At 70.8% G+C, this 19,214-nt stretch carries 13 protein-coding genes; 6 read left to right on the forward strand and 7 right to left on the reverse strand.

What is annotated here, in order from left to right; all coding sequences use genetic code 11:
- Nucleotides 1–32: 32 nt before the first annotated feature.
- Nucleotides 33–3,314: an FG-GAP-like repeat-containing protein gene (locus ACFQSB_RS23180; RefSeq protein ID WP_380829020.1), complete on the reverse strand. Its 3,282-nt coding sequence runs from the start codon at nt 3,312–3,314 to the stop codon at nt 33–35.
- Nucleotides 3,315–3,634: 320 nt separating this feature from the next.
- On the opposite strand from ACFQSB_RS23180, the gene ACFQSB_RS23185 reads away from it, so the two are divergent.
- From ACFQSB_RS23185 to ACFQSB_RS23195, 3 genes are all read left to right on the forward strand, one after another.
- The gene (locus ACFQSB_RS23185; protein WP_380829021.1) at nt 3,635–4,372 is read left to right on the forward strand and encodes a GNAT family N-acetyltransferase; all 738 of its coding nucleotides are present in this window, start codon (nt 3,635–3,637) and stop codon (nt 4,370–4,372) included.
- Nucleotides 4,373–4,614: 242 nt separating this feature from the next.
- Nucleotides 4,615–5,985: an MFS transporter gene (locus ACFQSB_RS23190; RefSeq protein WP_380829023.1), complete on the forward strand. Its 1,371-nt coding sequence runs from the start codon at nt 4,615–4,617 to the stop codon at nt 5,983–5,985.
- Nucleotides 5,982–6,812 carry a ChbG/HpnK family deacetylase gene (locus tag ACFQSB_RS23195; protein ID WP_380829024.1) on the forward strand — a complete coding sequence of 277 codons (831 nt, stop codon included), beginning with the start codon at nt 5,982–5,984 and terminating at the stop codon, nt 6,810–6,812. The genes ACFQSB_RS23190 and ACFQSB_RS23195 overlap by 4 nt, the downstream gene beginning before the upstream one ends.
- A 147-nt stretch (nt 6,813–6,959) precedes the next feature.
- Here the strand turns inward: ACFQSB_RS23195 and ACFQSB_RS23200 are convergent, their stop codons facing one another.
- Entirely contained in the window at nt 6,960–8,330 is a 1,371-nt protein-coding gene (locus tag ACFQSB_RS23200; RefSeq protein ID WP_380829025.1) for a ricin-type beta-trefoil lectin domain protein, read from the reverse strand.
- 726 nt (nt 8,331–9,056) lie between these two features.
- On the opposite strand from ACFQSB_RS23200, the gene ACFQSB_RS23205 reads away from it, so the two are divergent.
- Nucleotides 9,057–10,511 carry a family 43 glycosylhydrolase gene (locus ACFQSB_RS23205; RefSeq protein ID WP_380829027.1) on the forward strand — a complete coding sequence of 485 codons (1,455 nt, stop codon included), beginning with the start codon at nt 9,057–9,059 and terminating at the stop codon, nt 10,509–10,511.
- 31 nt (nt 10,512–10,542) lie between these two features.
- Here ACFQSB_RS23205 and ACFQSB_RS23210 read toward each other — a convergent pair whose 3' ends face one another.
- Nucleotides 10,543–10,986 (reverse strand): winged helix-turn-helix transcriptional regulator, encoded by a 444-nt coding sequence (locus ACFQSB_RS23210; protein ID WP_380829029.1) that lies wholly within the window; start codon nt 10,984–10,986, stop codon nt 10,543–10,545.
- A gap of 271 nt (nt 10,987–11,257) precedes the next feature.
- On the opposite strand from ACFQSB_RS23210, the gene ACFQSB_RS23215 reads away from it, so the two are divergent.
- Nucleotides 11,258–12,160: an NmrA family NAD(P)-binding protein gene (locus tag ACFQSB_RS23215; RefSeq protein WP_380829030.1), complete on the forward strand. Its 903-nt coding sequence runs from the start codon at nt 11,258–11,260 to the stop codon at nt 12,158–12,160.
- Between the two features lie 180 nt (nt 12,161–12,340).
- Nucleotides 12,341–13,366 carry a hypothetical protein gene (locus ACFQSB_RS23220; RefSeq protein WP_380829031.1) on the forward strand — a complete coding sequence of 342 codons (1,026 nt, stop codon included), beginning with the start codon at nt 12,341–12,343 and terminating at the stop codon, nt 13,364–13,366.
- A 38-nt stretch (nt 13,367–13,404) separates the two neighbouring features.
- Here the strand turns inward: ACFQSB_RS23220 and ACFQSB_RS23225 are convergent, their stop codons facing one another.
- From ACFQSB_RS23225 to ACFQSB_RS23240, 4 genes are all read right to left on the reverse strand, one after another.
- Entirely contained in the window at nt 13,405–14,874 is a 1,470-nt protein-coding gene (locus ACFQSB_RS23225) for a cellulose binding domain-containing protein (RefSeq protein ID WP_380829032.1), read from the reverse strand.
- Nucleotides 14,875–15,118: 244 nt separating this feature from the next.
- The gene (locus ACFQSB_RS23230) at nt 15,119–16,243 is read right to left on the reverse strand and encodes a LacI family DNA-binding transcriptional regulator (RefSeq protein ID WP_380829033.1); all 1,125 of its coding nucleotides are present in this window, start codon (nt 16,241–16,243) and stop codon (nt 15,119–15,121) included.
- 163 nt (nt 16,244–16,406) lie between these two features.
- Nucleotides 16,407–17,936 (reverse strand): alpha-N-arabinofuranosidase, encoded by a 1,530-nt coding sequence (locus tag ACFQSB_RS23235; RefSeq protein ID WP_380829035.1) that lies wholly within the window; start codon nt 17,934–17,936, stop codon nt 16,407–16,409.
- 205 nt (nt 17,937–18,141) lie between these two features.
- Nucleotides 18,142–19,152, reverse strand: a complete 1,011-nt coding sequence (locus ACFQSB_RS23240; RefSeq protein ID WP_380829036.1) for a LacI family DNA-binding transcriptional regulator — start codon at nt 19,150–19,152, stop codon at nt 18,142–18,144.
- Nucleotides 19,153–19,214: the final 62 nt, after the last annotated feature.

A 19,214-nucleotide genomic window follows, 5' to 3' on the forward strand; every position in this document is an offset into this window, starting at 1 on the left:
TCCACGCACTCGTCGGGAAAGGCGGCCTTGGGTCAGAAGGCCTCGGTGTTGGTCCAGGCCCAGACGGCGCCGTTCGCCGGGTCGATGTCGAGGTAGTCGTCGCGGCCGTCGCCGTTGATGTCCGCGAAGTGGATCTGGCTGCCCGGCGCCGTCATGGTGCCGCCGCTGCCCGCGGGCACGCCGGCCGCGATCACGCCTTGGGGGTTCCACGCCCAGCCGCTGGGCGAGGAGGCGCTCGGGCCCGCGTTCTGCCAGCCGCGCACCGAGCTGTCGTCCTGCACGTCGAGGTAGTCCACCCGGCGGCTCGCCACCGTATCGCCCGGGTAGATGTAGAGCCTGGCCAGCCTGATGTGGCTCGCCGGGGAGCCCACGCCGGGAGCGATCGCGCCGATGGGGTTCCAGTCCCAGTTGTCGCTGGGGGAGCCGGGGTGGTATCCGGCGTTGAGCCAGGCGTTGACGGAGCCGTTGGAGGGACCCATCACCAGGTAGTCGGCCTTCTTGTCGCCGTCGACGTCGGCCAGTTGGACCTGGCCGCCGGGAGCGCCGACGCCGGGGGCGATCCTGCCGTGCGGATCCCAGGCCCAGCCGCTGGGCGAGGAGGCGGCGGGGCCGTGGTTGTACCACAGGGTCAGGGAGCCGGTCGTGGGGTTGACCACGACGTAGTCGTCGAAGCCGTCGCCGTCCACGTCCGCGAACCGGACCTCGCGGCCGGGGACTCCGACGCCGGGCGCGACCTGGCCCTTGTAGTACCACCAGTACTTGTCCGGGCCGCCGTTCACCCAGGCGTAGACCGCTCCGTTGGCGGCGAGGTACACGTAGTCGGCGCGGGGATCCCCGTCGATGTTGGCGAACAGCACCCGGCCGCGTTCCCCGTCGGCCACCCGCCCGAGCGGGTTCCAGTTCCAGTCGCCGGACCCGCCCGGCGGGCCCGCGTTCAACCACATGTCCAGCCGGCCGCTGACCTCGTCCATGACCAGGTAGTCCTCCCGGGCGTTGTTGTTCGGAGCGACCCGGCCATGCAGGTGGGCGAACAGGACGCTCGACCCCGGCACCCCGACGCCGGGGGCGATACGGCCCCTGGGGTCCCAGGCCCAGCCGCTGGGGGAGGACGCGCTCGGGCCGCCGTTCTGCCACAGGGTCACCGAGCCGTCGCCGGCGCCGACCACGAGGTAGTCGTCGCGGCCGTCGCCGGTGACGTCCGCGAACTGCACCCGCGCGCCGGGTACGCCGACCCCGGGGGCGACCTGGCCGGCCGGGTTCCAGGCCCAGCCACTCGGCGAGGAGGCGGACGGCCCGCCGTTGAGCCATGCCTGGATCCAGCCGGTATCGCCGACCACCAGGTAGTCGGATCGGCCGTCGCCGTTGATGTCGGCGAACACCACGCGTCCGTTGATCGCTACGCCGGGTCCGATCTGGCCGAGGTGGTTCCAGGTCGGTGATCCCGCGGGGTCGTTGCCGCCGTTGAGCCAGGCCGTCACTTCGAAGTATGTACTGAGCATGACGTAGTCGTCGCGGCCGTCGCCGTTGAGGTCGGCGAGGAACTTGGCGCTCCTGTCTCCATAGGGCTGGCCGCCGGGCTGGGGATCGGGATTGAGCTGGGCACCGAAGCCGCTGGCGATGTTGCCCTGCGCGAACCAGTTGGGGGCGCCCAGATCGCCGCCACCGCCGCCGCCACTCGGCGGCGGCTTCACCCATCCGGCTTCCTCGACCGCACGGATGCCGTCGTAGAAGACATGGCCCATCTTCCGGTAGCCGGTGTCGTTGGGGTGCAGGACGTCGACCAGGTCCCCGACCGTGACGGTGTCCATGTTCACCATCCACACGTGCTTGCCGGCGTTCTGCCGCTGGGCCACCACGTCGGGAATGGAGTGGTTGTAGGTGAAGATCCGGCCCTCGACGGCCGGGTCGCTGGAGGGCACCAGCTGGGAGACCAGCAGGGTCACATCGGGCGAGTCGCGGAAGATGCGGTCGATCAGGCTGCCCAGCCTGCCCGGAGCGCCCGCCGGGTCGACGTCGCGGTTCATGTCGTTGGTGCCGATGTGCAGCAGCACCACGTTCGGCTGGTAGGTGGCCAGCGCGTTGTCGGTGATCCGGTCGATGTCGCCGATCAGCCACCCGGGATGGCCCTCGTTGTCGTTGTCCGGGATCGGGCCCGAGTGCTGGGAGCCGACGAAGTTGACCGTGGTGCCGTTCTGGGCCTTCAGCTCCTCCCACAGCCGGCCGCGGTAGCCGGCCCCGTTGGAGCTGCCCTCCCCGAAGGTGATGGAGTCGCCGAGCGGCATGATCCGCAGGTCCTTCGGCTCCGCCGCCGCCCGCATGGCGCCGATGCCCACCGCGTAGTGGTCGGCCGAGGCTCCCGGCACGGTGCGCACCGGCAGGTCGGGGATGTTCTCCGAGGATAGGGCGTAGTCGTACTCGCCGCCGCCCTGGTGGGTCGCGGTGCCCGGGTTGTAGCGGTAAGACCGGGCCGGCGCGGCGAAGGAGCCGGGCTCCATGTTGAAATCGCCGATCATCGTCCACTGGCGTCCGCCCGCGGCGGCGGCGATCCGCTGGGCCATGTCGGCCGAGTCGTTGTTCCTTCCACCCAGGGCCAGCCCGTGGAAGGTGAAGTACCAGTTGTCGCCGAAGCGGACACCCAGCGCCGCGCGGCCGCCGGGGTTGGAGACGACCGTGACCTCGTCGGCGCCCCGCTGGGTGACCAGCGCGACGTTGTTGCGGCCGCCCACATAGGAACCACCGTTCGCGTCGGTCTGCAGGAAGTAGACCTCGTAGGACTCCTGCCCGAACCGCCACCGGTTGTGCTGCACGTAGCCGGCCCGGCCGGGCGCGTTGGGGTCGAAGACGATGTTGCCCACGAGGTCGCCGGGCGGTGCGCCGCCCACCTCCTGCAACGCGACGATCTCGGCGGACCGCGCGTAAGCCCCCACCGTCGTCGTCCACTTGCTGTCACTGCCGGACGACGAACCCTGCATGTTGTAGGTGATCAGCGGTGTGGAGCCCAGGGACGCCGCCACCGCCGCCGTGGCGCCGCCCACCACCACCGAAGCGGTGGACAGCAGAACCAGCACCACGGTGAGCGCTAATCGCCCGGTGATCGAGCCCGTCGCGGCACGGCGCGCGGGCGGGGAGGCCAAGAGAGGGGGCATGGTCGTGTCCTGCTTTCGATGGGGGTGAAAGAGGCTCGCCGGGGACGGCTTGGAGGCCGGCACGGTGAGCGTCAGCTCGAGCGCCCCGCCTTCGACGGCGTCCCGCTCCCGTCGCCGTCCGACCCGCACCCGGAACGGCGGCCGAGGCCAGGTCACCTGGTGGGGCATCGCCGCCGTCTCCTCCAGTCGGCCTTCGGGCGCCGGGTGCACCGCCGAGGTCGTACGGTGCCGCACTGGTGAGCGAACGGCGACCTGATCATGAATGGTAGGAACTCCGCTGACATCGGCGCATCACCCGCACGGAGACAGCCTGTGTAGCTCTCATGGGGGATGCGCCGCTCTCCCGCGGACCGCGCGACCGCAGCGGGTCGGCCGTGCGCCGCGCCGGCCGGATCCGCCGGTCCTGTGCCGGGAGGCGCTCCTCCTCCGCCCGGGCGCGGTCAGGGTGGTCGCGGGGCCCCGATGCCGGTCCGACTACCCTCGTGGGCGTGGAACCGCTGCTCGACACGGTGCTCTCCGCGCACCGTGCGTACCTCCTAGGCTGGGACATCGGCATGCCGGGGAGTCCTGACCTGCTGACCTACCGGAGCGAGGTGCCGCACGCGCCCCTCAACGGCGTGCTGCGCGCGCGTGGACGCGCTCCGCGGGATGCTCTCGCCGAAGCCCGCGACCGCCTCGAGGGCGTTCCTCGGATCTGGTGGGCCGGGCCGGACAGCGACGAAGGCATGGGTGACGCCCTGGTGTCCCTCGGCGCGGTTGAGGTGGCCTGTATGCCGATCATGACGGTGACGATCGACCGGGGGGCCATCGCGCCCCCGCCGGCCGGGCTGCGCATCGCGGAGACCCACGACCTGCCGGAATTCGTGGCGGCCTACGCCAGGGTCTCGGGAATCCGCCCGGACGGCATCGCCGCCGCCGTGGACCGGGAGAAGGCGTTCTCCGGAGAAGGCTCGGTGATCAGACTGGCCGGCCGCCTCGACGACGGCCGGATCGCCGGCACCGCCGTCGCCTGGCTGAGCCACGGTCTGCTCACCTTGTACTTCGTCGGCACCCAGCCCGAGCACCGCCGACGCGGCATCGGAACCGCCATGAGCGGAGCCGCGCTCGCCCTGGCGCGCGAGCGGGGCATACGAACGGCCGCCCTCGTCTCGAGCGCCGCAGGAGAACCGATCTACCGCCACATGGGCTTCCGCACCTTGGACACCTTCCAACTGCTGTCTTTCTGACCTCGCCCCTGAGTCGGCTGCCCGCGTCCATGGATGCGTCCTCATGGACGTTGGTGGCCGGGCGGGAAGTGCCTTGGCGGCCGTGGGGGAGGGAGTCGGCGACTCGCGATCTCGGGGGAGTGTCTGGTGTTGGGCCGGGGCCGAGGGGGTGTCGCGGGCGGCTTGCTTCACCTAGCGTTCTGCTTCGGATGCGAGGGTGATGCCGCGCGCGCGGCGCCGGAACGGCAAGGAGGGCGATCGGTGTGACCGGTTCCGGTACGGACCTCAGCCTGGGGCGGACACCCGCGTGGCGGTACGCCGTCGGGATGTTCGGCACCTCGATCCCGATCAGCATGATCAAGGGGTCGATGATCCTCTACTACGTCGACATCCTGGGGCTGGACGTCCGCGCCTACGGCGTGGTCATGGTGGTCTACGCGGTCATCGACGCCTTCGACAACCCGCTGCTCGGTCACCTGTCGGACCGTACGCGAAGCCGGTTCGGCCGGCGCCGGCCGTGGTTGCTCGTCGGCGCGCCGATGCTCGCGGCGTGCATGATCGCGTTCTTCTCCGCGCCGGCCTCTCTGCGAGGGGCCGGTCTCGTGCTCTGGTTCGCGGTGTTCGCGATCTTGTGTGAGGCCTTCGACTCGATGCTCAACGCGAACTACGGCGCGCTGCTGCCCGAGTTGTACCCCCAGGAGCGCGATCGCGCCGTCGCCAACTCCCTGCGCCAGGGTTTCCAGCTCCTGGCTCTGGTGATCTCGCTCGCGGTCACCCCGGTGCTCACCACCCAGGTGTTCGGCACCGAGGACTCCACCGAGGGGTTCCAGACCACGGCGGTCATCTACGGCGTGGTGGCGCTCGCCGTGATCGTGTTCATGGCGCTCGGCGCGCGGGAGAATCCGCGCTACTCCACGCGCGAGCGGCCGCTGCTGCTGCGGAGCCTGTGGTCGATCGTGCGCGACCCGATGTTCTGGACGGTCGGGCTCACCGGCGCCTGCTACGGGATCGCCATGGCCCTGGTCCTGTCGGGCGTCCAGTTGTACGTGCGGTACTCACTCGGGCTCCCGGTCGGCTACGCCCTGTTCCTCCAGGGGGCCGTCATCCTGGTCTCGGCGGGGGGCCTCGCGGTATGGACGCGCGTCGTGGCACGCCGCGGCGCCCTGTGGACCTGGCGGCTCGCCTTCGCCGTCCTCGCCGCCGGCTTCGCGGCGCTGTTCTTCGCCACCGGCCTGCTCACGGCGATCGCCGCGGGCGTGCTCGTCGGGGCCGGGTGGTCGGGGATGCTCGCCACCAACGACCTCATCGTCGCGCGCGTGCTGGACGCCGACGCCGGACGCAACGGGCAGCATCGCGAGGGGCTGTTCCTGTCCGCGTTCGGCTTCTTCACCCGGCTCAACGGGATCGTGACCGGACTGGCGCTCACGTCGCTGGGAGTGTTCTTCGGCTACAACTCCGGCGATGATCCCGGCACCAGCACCGGGATGGCGTTCCGGGTGTACCTGTGCGTGTACCCGTTCGCGCTCACCGCGGCCGGCGCGGTCGCGGCGCGGTTCATCTCGGTGCCGATCGAGCCGCCGCCCACGGCGGCCGCCGGTCCGGTGGACGAGTCCGCCGCGGAGGGGACCCGATGACCCGCCGCGTCGTGATCACGGCGGACGACCTCGGCCGTGAGCCCGGGACCACGGAGGTCGTCGCCGCGCTGCTGGCCGAGGGGCATGTCAGCGCGACGACGCTCATCTGTTGCTCGCCCGCCGCCGAACGGGCGGCGAGCGAGGCCCGCCGGCTCGGCGTCGTGCCGCGGGTGCACGTGACGCTCACCAGCGAGCGGGGGGTCCCGCGCTGGCGGCCGCTCGCCGGCGCGGCCAGCCTGGCCGACGCGGACGGGACGCTGAGTGACGACCCGTTCGTGCTCGGGTCTCGCGGCGAGGCCGGCGACGTCATCGCGGAGGCGGACGCGCAGCTGCGGTGGATGCGCGAGCGGGGCCTGCCGCCCGAAGGGGCCGACTCCCACGCCGGCACCCTCTACGGCCTGCACGGCCGGTCGTGGCTGGCCGAGACGCTGGAGTGGTGCGCGCGCCACGGCCTGGCCTTCCGGCTGCCCCGCGACCCGGAGCCGTACGTCGGCGGGCCGCTCCCGCCGCCGCTCGCGGCCGAGCACGAGCGCGCCGTCGCCCTGGCCGACGCGCTCGGCGTGTCCATCCCGCACACGATCGCGACCAACCGGCGCACGGCACACGAACTCGGTTCCTACGAGCGGCTCCGGGACGACTACCTCCGCCGGCTCGCGGCCCTCCCTGAGGGCACGAGCGAGTTGTTCCTGCATCCGTCCCGGCAGGACGCGGTCGCGGGACCGGACGGCATCGTGCGGGCCTGGGAGGCGCGGCTGCTGCGCGACCCGGTGTGGCACGACGCCATCGACGGCGAGGGCGTCGAGGTCGCCGGGAACTGGTGGACCTGACCCGGAGGCCTCCCCGCTTGACGATGGACGAAGCCCGGCCCGGGAGTGCGCTCCGGGCCGGGCTGTCGCGCGCGAGCCGTCACCGGCCGCCGGCGGCACCCTCGTAGGATGCCGCCGGCGGGGGAGCGGCACGTCGGTCCGATGCCGTCAGGCCCGGGCCCACTTCTGGCTGTTCTGGCCGTTGCAGGATCTGATCTGGGCCTTGGTGCCGTTGGCGGTGCCGGAGCCGGAGACGTCCAGGCACTTGTTCGCGCCGACGGCGGTGATGGTGCCGTCGGAGTTGAGGCGCCACTTCTGGTTGTTCTGCCCGTTGCAGTCCCAGATGATCACACTGGTCCCGTCGGCGGTGCCGGCGCCGTTGACGTCCAGGCACTTGTTGCCGTAGACCCGCAGCTCACCGGCGCTGGTGGAGGCCCAGTTCTGGTTGGCGCCGCCGTTGCAGTCCCAGATCTGCGCCTGCGCGCCGTTGGCCTGGGAGGCGCCGTTGACGTCCAGGCACCGGCCCGACGCCGCACCCTTGAGCGCGCCCGTCGCCGGCGGGTTGCCCGTGGGGGTGACCGTGGGGGTCGGCGTCGGCGTGGGGTTGGTGCCGCTTCCGAACTGGGTGAAGAAGTTCCACACCACGGGCCGGGTCCAGGAGTTCTCGCCGGGCTCGTAGTCGCCGGACTTGCCGTCCACGGGGTTGGGCGTGTGACCGGCGTCGAACGCCGCCCACGCGACCGGATACCCGGCCCGGCACCCCGAGTAGTACGTGACGATGTGCGTCAGGCTGCCCTGCGCCGGCTCGGGCGGGTTCTGCGCCGTGCAGCCGTTGTTCCTGACGAACCTGTCGCGCAGCGACCGGCCGTTGGAGATGTTGAGCACCGGGTCCCGCAGGCCGTGCAGCCCGATGTAGGCGATGGGCTCGGTGCCGCCGCTGCACCCGCTGAGCTGGCCGCCGGAGTACACCGCCACCGCGCGGAAGACCGTCGCCCGGTTGCAGGCGAGCGAGTAGCTCATGCCGCCGCCGTAGCTGAAGCCCATGGCGAAGCGCTGGGAGGTGTCGACGCACAGGTCCGACTCGATGCGCCGGATCATGTCGTCGACGAAGGTGGTGTCCTCGCCACCGGAATTGGCCCAGCCATTGTTGATGCCCTGGGGCGCGACGAAGATGGCGGTGTTGTTCGACAGCGCCCTGGTCCCGTAGTACGACCAGGGATAGCCGCTGGTTCCGCCCGAGTCGACGTCATTGGCGGTTCCGCCGTTCCAGTGGAACCCGAAGACCAGCCGGTAGGGATTGTTGTTGTTGTAGTTGTCGGGAATCCGCAGGATGAAGCTGCGGTTCTTCCCGCTGGAGGTGATCGACTGGCTGCCGCTTCTCAGCGTCGGAGTCTTTCCGCATCCCGCGGTGGCGGCGAGAGCGCTCTGTCCTGTGGCCGGTGTGGAGGCGCTGTCACCCAGCGCCATCTGCGCCGACGTGGTCAGGACGAGCAGTGCCGCGGCCGCGAAGGCGGTGAGGAGTGACCGTTTCCTCGACATCACGCGAATTCCTTTGCCGTTGTCATGATGGCACACGGAACAGGGGAAGTGATTTCCTCCACCTTTCCGGTGGTGGGGGCGCCGGCCGATCGGAGTTCGTCTCCGACCCGGTGAATACCGAATCGACGCCGCGCGCCGTGTCCTGCCGGCCGAAAAACGACCGGCCCGGCGACGCATAAGACCTCTCACCAGGTTCTGAGGTGTCCTGCTCACCAACGCCGCGCGATCGCTTCTCCCTTCTTTCCGGTGGCCGGAGGCGACGGTGCAGCGGAGCAAATATGACCGTGACGACGCCTGTCAAGGACGGGCCCTTCCGGCGTCGCGGGCCCTCGCGGGGTAATGGCCCGCTGCACGTGCACGTGGCCAGGGCGAGCGACCCCGGCCACCGCCGGCGCCTCGGCATGAAACTTTCACCGTCCGGCGTCGAATCGGTTCGGCGTCGACCGTCCGCGCCGACGACGCCGTGCGCGCCAGGACACTTCTCCTCCCGGTCTCAGGAAAGAATTCCGGGAGATCGGTTCATGAGTATGAAACATTCGGCTTTCATCGCGCGGAGACGGCAACGTCGTCGGCGCGACAGGACGGAAATTTCCGCTGATCAGCGGAGTGGTGCCGCCCACAATGGCCGGTGGCCGAAGTGAACGTGTGGAAATAAGCGGTCTTAAGGTCTTGACGAGTCTCGCCGTGCGGACCGTAATTGGTGCCCAAGCACGGAGAGGAGCGCCCGTGACCGGGTTCCCAGGTCGTGTCGTCTCGCGCCGGCGCCGCGACACCGCGAGCAGAGCGACAGGATGGTGGCGGCTTCTCGTCGCGGTCGCGATGGCGCTCGGCACGGCCGTGGTCCTGCCGCGGCCCGCGGACGCCGCGACGATCGACACCACGGCGTACTACCAGGTGGTGTCGCGGTCCAGCGGCAAGGCGCTCGCGGTACAGGACGGCTCGACCGCCGACCAGGCCCAGATCGTGCAGTACACCACAGGGGCCGCGACCAGCCAGCAGTGGCAGTTCGTCGACTCCGGCGGCGGCTACTACCGGCTGCGGGCCCGTCACAGCGGCAAGGTCGTCGACGTCGCGGCCCGCTCGACCGCCGACGGGGCGAAGGTCGTGCAGTACACCGACAACAACGGCGCCAACCAGCAGTTCAAGCCGGTCGACACCGATTCCGGCTACCTCAAGCTCGTCAACCGCAACAGCGGCAAGGTGCTGGACGTCTACGGCCGGTCCACCGCCGAGGGCGCGGTGATCTCCCAGTACACCGACAACAACGGCGCCAACCAGCAGTGGCGCCTGGTGCGCGTCGACGCCGCCCCCGCGCACAACCCCGCGTTGCCCGGCTACAACGCCGACCCGCAGGTGCGCTACCTCGCCGGGCAGTACTGGATCTACCCCACGAGCGACGGCTACGCCGACTGGGGCTCCACGAAGTTCACGGCGTACTCCTCTCCCGACCTGGTGAACTGGACCGACCACGGCGTGGTGCTGGACCTGGCGAATGTGAGCTGGTGCCACGCCAGGGCGTGGGCGCCCACCATCGCCTACCGCGACGGCACGTACTGGCTGTACTTCAGCGCCTGTCAGCAGATCGGCGTGGCCAGGTCCACGAGCCCGTCGGGGCCGTTCACCGACGCGCTCGGCCGCCCGCTGGTCAGCACCGGTCAGTACGGCGAGCAGGAGATCGACCCGGACGTCTTCGTCGACGACGACGGGACCGCTTACCTGTACTTCGGCTCGGGCAACGCCGAGGTGGCCAGGCTGAGCGCGAGCATGACGGCGTTCGCGACCGCTCCCGCGCGGATCACTCCGGCGAGCTTCCGCGAGGCGTCCAACGTGTTCAAGCGCAACGGCACCTACTACCTCATGTACTCGGAGAACGACACCCGCAGCGAGGACTACCGCGTCGACTACGCCACCTCGGCGTCCCCGCTGGGTCCCTTCACCAAGGCGGCCGGCAGCCCCGTGCTGTCCAAGGACACCGGCGCGGGCATCCTCGGCACAGGCCACAGTTCGGTGGTCAAGGTCCCCGGCCGTGACGAGTGGTACATCGCCTACCACCGCTTCCGCATCCCCGGCGGCGACGGCACCCACCGGGAGGTGTGCATCGACACGATGACCTTCGCCTCCGACGGCTCCATCAACAGGATCCGCCCCACCCTCACCGGGATCGCCCCGGTCACTCCGTGAGTTTCCGCCATCCGTCGTGCGGAGAGGCGCGTCAGGACGGCTGGACGGTGTCCGTCTGAGCCTCGGGGCCGCTGATCGTCCAGCCGGGTGCGTGGGACACCAGGTGCAGGTCGTCATCGCTGATCGCCTGCCCGCAGGTGCGGCACACCATGGCCGGCCGGATGCGGTGCCCGTGGTGCTCCAGAACCATGGGCGGGTCATCGGCCGCCCAGCGGTCACCCCAGGTCATGAGGCCGACGAGCACGGGGAGAAGCTCTCTGCCCGCCTCGGTGAGGTGGTACTCGAACCGGGTGGCCTGGTATTCCCGCTTCTCGAGGATGCCGTCGGCGACCAGCGACTTGAGCCGGACGGCCGGCCGGTCACGTGGCGCCCCGGTGTTGCGGGCGATCTGGCTGAACCGCCGATTGCCGAAAAGGATCTCTCGCATGGCCGGTAACGACCAGCGGTCGCCGGCCACCTGAAGCGTGGCCGCCATCGAACAGGGTCTTCCTGGCACCACCGGGGACTCGGCCATGATCGAGGCTACCAAGCCACGGTTTGCTATTCAAACCGTCGAGCGATAGCGTGACGCCACGGTCTGGAAATCAAACCGTTTGGACCGTGATCACCGCTCGCGCATCGTCGCGGCGATACCCCGCCTGTCCATGGGCGCCGGGCCCGGAGACGTCACCGACCTGATCGCGGACACCCCTCGCCACGGCTGACAGGCGGTGAAACATCGGTGCGACCAATGAGGAGGAAGTGGAATGCCGGAGAAGACGATCCTGGTGACCGGGGCGGGAAACGCCGGATCGGTGGGGAGGAAGGTCGTCGAGCGCCTGCGAGGCCGCGGACTGCCGACCCGTGCGCTGGTCAGGCAGGACGACGAACGCGCCGAGACCCTCCGCGCGACAGGAGCCGAAGTGGTCGTCGGCGACCTCACCCGGCCGGCGGACGTCGCCCGTTCCCTTGAGGGGTGCCACCGGATCTACTTCGGGATGAGCGTGTCGAGCTCCTACCTGGAGGCCACGACGGCGGTCGCCGCCGCCGCACGCGAGCACGGGGCCCTGGAGGCCTTCGTCAACATCTCGCAGATGACCGTCTCGCAGATGACGATCACGAGTGAATCGGAGTCACGCCAGCAGCGCCTCCACCTGCTGAGCGAGCTGATCCTCTCGTGGTCGGGCCTTCCCGTCGTCCAGGTCAGGCCCACCATCTTCATGGAGAATCCGCTGTTCCGGTTCGCGGTCCACTCCACAGCGGACGGGATCGCCATCCGGTTGCCGTTCGGCTCCGGGCGCACATCGCCGGTCGCCACGGACGACGTCGCCGACGTGGTGTCCGCCGTTCTCGCCGAGCCCGGCCCGCACCTGGGCCGGGTGTACGAACTCACCGGACCCGTCTCCAGGACCATGGACGGCGTCGCGGAGGAGTTCGCCAAGGTGGTGGGCCGGCCCGTCACCTACGTCGACACGCCTTTCGGCGAGTGGGCCGAAGGTCTGGCGGCGGCGAGGCTGCCGGAACATCTCTTCGAGCACATCGCGACCATGACGAGGCTGCATCGCGAGAACCGCTATGACCGGGTCTCCACCGATATCGAGACCATCCTCGGCAGGCCACCTCTTGACGTCCGGGACTTCGCCGAGAACAACCGCACGATCTTCCCGTAGTTCATCTCCGCCGATCCCGCGCCTGCCGTCCCTGGGAGATCCTCCCGGCCCCCGGCGCGGGCCGGCGTCACTCCGACGTCCTCGCAGTCGGATCCTCGCGTTTTCGTTCGTTCCCAAGCCATGCCGCGCATGGTGTTCGTCCAGTTCGATGCTCGAACTGCAGAAGCTGAGGAGATCGTCATGTCATCATCCGTTCCACGGCCGGGCAAGGCCGGGCCCGTGGTCACCCAGCACCGCACCTGGATCCCCCTCGTCGTCACCGGGCTCATCATCGGCGCCGCGTTCATCGCGGTCTATGTCGGCCTCCAGCGATCACCCACGCCCCACGGGCTTCCCGTGGCCGCGGTCGGCGGGCGGCTGGTGAGCGCGGCACAGGCCAAGCTGGGTGACTCGCTGAAGGTCACACAGGTTTCCAGCATCGACGAGGGCGCCGCCCTGGTGCGAAACGGCGACGCGGTCGCCGTGGTGGGCGCGACCTCCCCGACCACGCTGCGGTTGGAGTACGCCGGCGCGAGCGGGCTCAGTGAGAGCGGGGCGGCCCGGCAGGTCGTCACCGGTCTCGCCCGGGCGGCCGGACTCACCGTTCAGGAGACCGACATCGTCCCTCTTGCCGCCTATGACTCGCGCGGGCTGTCCGCCTTCTACGTGGTCTTCGGGGTGACGCTCTCGTCGTTCGTCCTGGCCCAGGGTCTCACCGGTGCCGTCGCGACCGTTCGCCTCCGTCACAGGCTCTCCGCGATGGCCGGCTTCGCGGTGGCGATCGGTGTCGTGGCGGCCACGATCGCGGGCCCCATCTGCGGCTCGCTGACGCCGTCGTTCCCGCTCCTGGCCGCTTCTCTCATCCTGCTGTCGGCCGCGAGCGCGTTCGCGACCAAGGCGCTCGGGGCCTGGCTGGGCCCGGCCGGAATCGGCCTGGCCGTCCTCACCCTCACGACGATCGGCAACGCGACCAGCGGAGCGACCATCGGGTTCGACCTGCTGCCCGGATGGGCCCAGGCGGTCTCCGCGAAGCTGCCCCCCGGCGCGGCCGTGCGGGCCATCAACGACTTCGGCTACTTCGGCGGATCGCACGCGGGGTCCGCGCTCGCCGTCCTCGCACTCTGGTTCGCCGCGGGCCTCGGCCTGGTGCTCCTGCGGCAGTGGACGACCGTCCGCCGCGTGAGAGTGAGCACCGTCGCGGCCGAGCCCCTGGTGACGGCCGGATGAGCGAGAAGGAACCGATGCGCTCGTCGGTCGCCAGAGCGTCAGGGGGTGGCTACGCCGATCTTGGGGGCGATGATGGGGGCGAGGCGGGCGGCGACCTTGAGGTGGCCGGCGTCGTTGGGGTGGCCGTCGCCGTCGGCGTAGTCGGTGCCGGTCGTCAGCCAGCCCTCTGTGGGGATGTAGTAGACGTTGGCGTCGCCGGAGTTGTTGAGCGCGGTCACGGCGGCCCTGGTCTCGGTGACGTACCGCTTTTTGAAGGTCTCCATGGCGAACAGCGCGGCGGCGGGGTACTTGGCGCGGATGTTCCGCAGGAAAGTCGTGTACGCGGCCTGGAAGGCGGCGTTGGTGACGTGGTGCCCGATGTCGTTGGTGCCCAGGTTGATCACGACGGCGTTGGCCTGGTACCGGCTGAAGTCCCACGCGGTCGTGCCGGTGCTGCCGAGGTCGAAGAACTGGGAGCCGAGCCCGACGCAGCCCTCCTGGGCGACCAGGCAGTAGCCGGAGCGGGCGATCTGGGTGTGCCGGACGCCGAGGCGTTCGCCCAGGACCCAGCCGTAGGCGCTGACGGCGAGCTTGGAGGACAGGTAGCCCGCGGTGATGGAGTCGCCGACGAACTCCACCAGCTTGCCCGGCGGTGCCGGGGTGTTCACGGTGGAGGCGCCGCTGTCCAGGACGAGTCCCTGGAAGACGACGTCTCCGGAGCGGTAGGACACCCAGAGGGTGTGCGTGCCCGCCCGCAGGGGCGTCGGGGTCAGGTTGACGGTGCCGGAGACGCCCGCGTAGAAGACATCGGCGCCGCCGTCGATGCTCACGTAGATGTTGACCGCGGACCGCTGCTTGATCTTGACGGTGGTGCCGGTGAAGGACGTCCGGATGTAGGCGCCGGCCCACTGGGGGACGTGGGCCGAGTCCCAGCGCCCGACGTAGGTGATGTTGGGGTCGCCCGGCTGGCCGTCACCGGTGACCACTCCTGAGGGCGTGGGCGACGGGCTGGGTGACGGGCTGGGCGACGGGGTCGGGGTCGGGGTCGGGGTCGCCGGAGGGGTCGGGGTCGCGGAAGGGGTGGGGGTCGGCGTCGGGGTCGCCGGGGCGCCGGTGCAGGTCACACCGTTCAGGGCGAAGGACTGCGGGACCGGGTTGGCCGTGTTGTTCCACGAGCCGTTGAAGCCGAACGCGACGCTCGCCCCGGTGGCCAGCGCCGCGTTGTATCCCGCGTCGGCCGCCCTGACCTGGGCGCCGGACTGGGTGAGCGTGGTGTTCCACGACTGGGTGACGGTCTGCCCGGCGGTGAAGGCCCAGGTGAGCGTCCACCCGCTGATCGGGTCACCCAGGTTGGTGACGGTGACCGAGGCGCCGAAGCCGCCCGACCACTGGTCGCTCACCGCGTACGCGACGCGGCATCCGGTGGCCGCCGACGCCGTGGGCGCGCCCCCGAACAGAGCCGACAGGACCGCCGCGACGGTGAGGAGGGTCGTCACCGGACGGATGAAGCGCTCGCGCGAGGTGGGCATCACGGCTCCTGACGGGGATGGTCCTGCCGTCGCAGCATCGGAACCTCGCCGTGGCCTGTCAACGCCGCCCGCCCGCGCGGACGCGGAACGCGGAGGTAGAGCGCCCGGCCCGCGGGGGCCGAGATGAAAGCTTCACGAGGCTCCTTCGCCCCGGCTCGCCGCGCCCGGCCCGCGCATCACGCCGTCGGGCCGCCCGGCGGCGGACGGCCGGGGGGACGGCCGGGGGGACGGCCGGGGCGGGCGTTCAGCGTGTCGACTCGCGGATCACCAGCTCGAAGGGGGCGACGTACTGGCCGGTCGGGCGGAGGGGGGAGCGGATGCGCTGAGCCAGCAGCTCGACGGCCCGCTCGGCCATCCACCGGTGGTCGGGTGCCACGGTGGACAGCGACGGCACGGCGAACCGGGATTCGGGGATGTCGTCGAACCCGATGAGGCGCACGTCGCCGGGGACCCGCAGACCGCGGTCGGCCAGGCCGCGCAGGACGCCGAGGGCGACGGTGTCGGTCACCGCGACCACCCCGTCGATCGCCCGGCCGGAGCCGGCCAGGCGATGGGCCGCGTCGCGGCCGGCTTCCATGCTCGCGTCCTCCAACGGGAAGACCAGGGGCGGGTGGACGTCCAGGCCCCGTTCGGCGAGCGCGGCGCGATAGCCGCGGTAGCGGCGCGTCGCCATGTTCACGGCGTTCCCACCGTGCCCGGCGTTCCCGGTGTTCACGGCGTTCAGGTCGTTCTGGCCGTTCTGGCCGTTCACCTCGTCTACGGCGTCCACGGCGTCCAGGTCGTTCCGGCCGTTCAGGTCGTTCACGTCGTCCAGGACGCTGCCGGTGACTAGGGCGATGCGGCGGCATCCCTGGTCGGCCAGGTGGGCGGTCGCGGCCTTCGTGCCTTCCTCGTTGGGCATGGCGACATGGTCGAAGCGGCCGCCGAAGTCCTGCTCGCCGAGCATGACCAGGGGGTAGCCGGCGTCGGCCAGTTGCCGGTCCACGCGGCCGAGCGCGACCGCGCTGAGGATCAGGCCGTCGAAGTGCAGGGTGCGGGAATGGGCTATCGCGTCGGCCTCTCCGGCCGCCGCCGCGCCGGTCTGTTCGATCGACACGTGGAACCCCCGCCGCCTGGCCGCGCCGATCACGTGGGCGGCCAGGTGGCCGAAGTAGGGGAGCCCGATCTCGGGGACGGCCAGGCCGATGACGCCGGTCCGCCCGGACCGGAGGGTGCGGGCGGAGACGTTGACGCGGTAGCCCGACCGGTGGATGGCCTCCAGCACCCGCTCACGGACCGGATCGCTGACTCCGTCACGGTTGTTGACCACGTTGGAGACGGTCATCTTCGACACCCCGGCCAGCCGGGCGACGTCTTCCATGGTCACCATGCCGTGCCCCGCGTTCTGCCGGTGAGGGTGGACTCCGGCTGCCGTGCTCGGTCGAGGCCGTCGTCGAGGGTCGGCGGCGGGGCCTCAGTTTATCGCGGATCGTCCTTCGGCTCCGAGCGCCGTGAGGGCGGGGGAGGGCCGGCGGCGGCGCGCCCGCGGCCGGTCACGCCGTCCGTCCCTCCACCGTGACGAAGGAATGGGCCGGCAGGTGCACGCGCAGCCCGGACGCCGTGGCGGTGACCCGCTCGTGGACGCGCGGTGCGATGGTGCCCGGCGCCTCGGGGGTGTTGTGGTCCTGCGGCCTGCCGGAGGTCAGGATGCGGGAGGAGACCTCGGTCAGCGCGCCGCCGCGCAGGTCGAGTTCGACGTCGGCCGTCTCGGCCGTGTCCAGGTTGGACAGCGAGATGAGCACCCGGCCGTCCTTGCGGCTGGCCGACATCGAGACGGTCGCGAGCGGCGCCGAGTCGACCTCGCGGACGGGGACTCCGCCCGGGAGGTCGACCCGCAGCGAGGCGGCGTCCTGGTGGCCCTTGTTCATCTCGAACACGTGGTAGGTGGGCGTCAGGACGAGCGCGCCGGAGTCGGGGTCGGTGAGGATCATGGCCTGGAGCACGTTCACGGTCTGGGCGATGTTGGCCATCACCAGGCGGTCGGCGTGCCGGTGGAAGATGTCGAAGTGCACGCTCGCGACCAGCGCGTCGCGGAGGGTGTTCTGCTGGTACAGGAAGCCGGGGTTGGTGCCCGGCTCGACGTTCCACCAGGTGCCCCACTCGTCCAGCGCCAGGCCCACGTTCTTGCCGGGGTCGTAGCAGTCCATGATGGAGGAGTGGCGGGCGATGAGCTCCTCGACGTGCGCCGCCTTGACCATGGTGCGGTAGTGGTCGTCGGCGTCGAACACCGTGGCGTCGCCCTTGTCCTCCCAGGTGCCGGGGATCGTGTAGTAGTGCAGTGACAGCGCCTGCATGAAGGCGGCGGGGCGGTAGGCGCAGCCCAGGTCGCCGAGCTGCTTCATCAGCGTCTCGGTCCAGGTGTAGTCGTCGGAATTCGCGCCCGCGGCGATGCGGTACAGCTTGTTGTCGCCGTGGTCGCGGCAGTAGGTGCCGAACCGGCGGGCTTCGGCCGCGTACTGCTCGGCCGACATGTGCCCGCCGCAGCCCCATGCCTCGTTGCCCAGCCCCCAGAAGCGCACCCGCCAGGGTTCCTCACGGCCGTTGGCCTTGCGGAGGCGCACCATCGGCGAGTCGCCTTCGCGGGTGATGTACTCCACCCAGTCGCTCATCTCCCTGACCGTGCCCGAGCCGACGTTGCCGCTGATGTACGGCTCGGCGCCCAGCAGTTCGCACAGCGCCATGAACTCGTGCGTCCCGAAGTGGTTGTTCTCCTCGACGTTGCCCCAGTGGGTGTTGACCATCGCCGGACGCCGGTCCTTGGGGCCGACGCCGTCCATCCAGTGGTACTCGTCGGCGAAGCAGCCGCCCGGCCAGCGCAGGTTCGGGATGTTCAGGGCGCGCAGCGCCTCCACCACGTCCAGGCGGATGCCGCCCTCGTTGGGGATGTCGCTGTCCTCGCCCACGTAGAAGCCGCCGTAGACGCAGCGGCCCAGGTGCTCGGCGAAGTGCCCGTACAGGTGCCGGTTGATCACCGGACCGGGGACGTCGAGGTTGATGATGGCGGTCACGACCTGGTCGGTCATCGATGGGCACCCTTGCGCTTGGGGGAGGTCGGGTGGAGGCCGCGGATAGGACGGTTCCCGCTCGGCGCGGCCGGTGGGAGAGGCGGTGAGGCGTACCTCACTTTACCGATCCATGGATCGGTAAAGTGAGGCAACAGTATCGAGCCGTCTCGCGGTGTCAAGACCCCGGCCGGCGCGGTCCCGGCAGAGGCGGCCGGCGCCCGGATCAGGACGACGGGGCGGGGCCCGTCGAGTCGCGGACGCTGAGAGTGGTCGCCAGCTGGAGGTGCCGGGAGGCGGGCTGGACGCCGTCGGCCATGGCCAGGACGGTCTCGACGGCCATCCGGCCCATGCCGACGAGGGGCTGCCGGACGGAGGTGAGCCGGGGCGTGATCCACTGGGTCTGCGGCGTGTCGTCGAACCCGGTGACCGAGAGCTCGCCCGGGACGGTGACGCGCAGCTCCTTGGCGGCGGCGAGGATCCCGACGGCGATCTCGTCGTTGCCCGCGACGACCGCGGTCGGCCGCTCGCCGAGCGAGAGGACCTCGCGGCCGTGCCGGAATCCCGCCTCGACGGAGAACGCCTCGTGGCGGATCAGCGCGCGGTCCGGCGTGATGCCGGCCGAGTCGAGCGCGGCCTGGTATCCGTGGAAGCGTTCCACCGAGGGGGCGGAGCCGGGCGGGCCGCCGATCCAGGCGATCCTGCGGTGGCCGAGCCTGATGACGTGCTCGGTCGCCGAGCGGCCGCCCGCCCAGTTGGTGGAGCCGATGCTGACGACCCGGGATTCGGTGGTGTCGATCGGGTCGATCGCGACGACCGGCATCTCCAGGTCCTCCGCGGCGACGAGCACCGAGCCGGGCACGGCGATGGCGAGCGCGATGATACCGGCGACGCCGGAGGCCTTCTGCTCCGCCATCCAGGTGCGGGCCGCCGCACGGCTCGTGCTGATCGGCTTGTGGGCCGGCAGGCGGAGCAGGAGCTCGGCCTGGGCGGAGGTCGCCGCCAGCAGGATCCCCTGGAGCACCGTCCCGGCATAGCGGGACTCCACGATGTCCAGCATGGTGACCAGGGCCCGGTCGCGTGTCCGCTCGTGCCGCGCCGCCGTCGGCATGTAACCGATCTCGGCCATCACGCCGAGGACGAGCTCGCGCGTTTTCGCCCCCACGTCGGTGCGGCCGTTGAGGACCTTCGAGGCGGTCCCCGGCGAGACGCCGGCCAATCGGGCGACATCCGCCAAGGTGGCTCGCTCGGAACGGCCTCGCCGTGGCATCGCGGCTCCCTTCGGTCTACGAAACTGTT

The sequence above is a fragment of the Sphaerisporangium rhizosphaerae genome (assembly GCF_042665155.1).
GTDB lineage: Bacteria > Actinomycetota > Actinomycetes > Streptosporangiales > Streptosporangiaceae > Sphaerisporangium > Sphaerisporangium rhizosphaerae.

What these genes read in the sequence shown, in the direction of transcription:
- ACFQSB_RS23220 (WP_380829031.1), top strand. Translation starts at nt 12,341, where the DNA reads ATGTCATCATCCGTTCCACGGCCGGGCAAGGCCGGGCCCGTGGTCACC.
- ACFQSB_RS23180 (WP_380829020.1), bottom strand. Translation starts at nt 3,314, where the DNA reads ATGCCCCACCAGGTGACCTGGCCTCGGCCGCCGTTCCGGGTGCGGGTC.
- ACFQSB_RS23210 (WP_380829029.1), bottom strand. Translation starts at nt 10,986, where the DNA reads ATGGCGGCCACGCTTCAGGTGGCCGGCGACCGCTGGTCGTTACCGGCC.
- ACFQSB_RS23200 (WP_380829025.1), bottom strand. Translation starts at nt 8,330, where the DNA reads ATGTCGAGGAAACGGTCACTCCTCACCGCCTTCGCGGCCGCGGCACTG.
- ACFQSB_RS23195 (WP_380829024.1), top strand. Translation starts at nt 5,982, where the DNA reads ATGACCCGCCGCGTCGTGATCACGGCGGACGACCTCGGCCGTGAGCCC.
- ACFQSB_RS23230 (WP_380829033.1), bottom strand. Translation starts at nt 16,243, where the DNA reads ATGGTGACCATGGAAGACGTCGCCCGGCTGGCCGGGGTGTCGAAGATG.
- ACFQSB_RS23225 (WP_380829032.1), bottom strand. Translation starts at nt 14,874, where the DNA reads ATGCCCACCTCGCGCGAGCGCTTCATCCGTCCGGTGACGACCCTCCTC.
- ACFQSB_RS23215 (WP_380829030.1), top strand. Translation starts at nt 11,258, where the DNA reads ATGCCGGAGAAGACGATCCTGGTGACCGGGGCGGGAAACGCCGGATCG.
- ACFQSB_RS23235 (WP_380829035.1), bottom strand. Translation starts at nt 17,936, where the DNA reads ATGACCGACCAGGTCGTGACCGCCATCATCAACCTCGACGTCCCCGGT.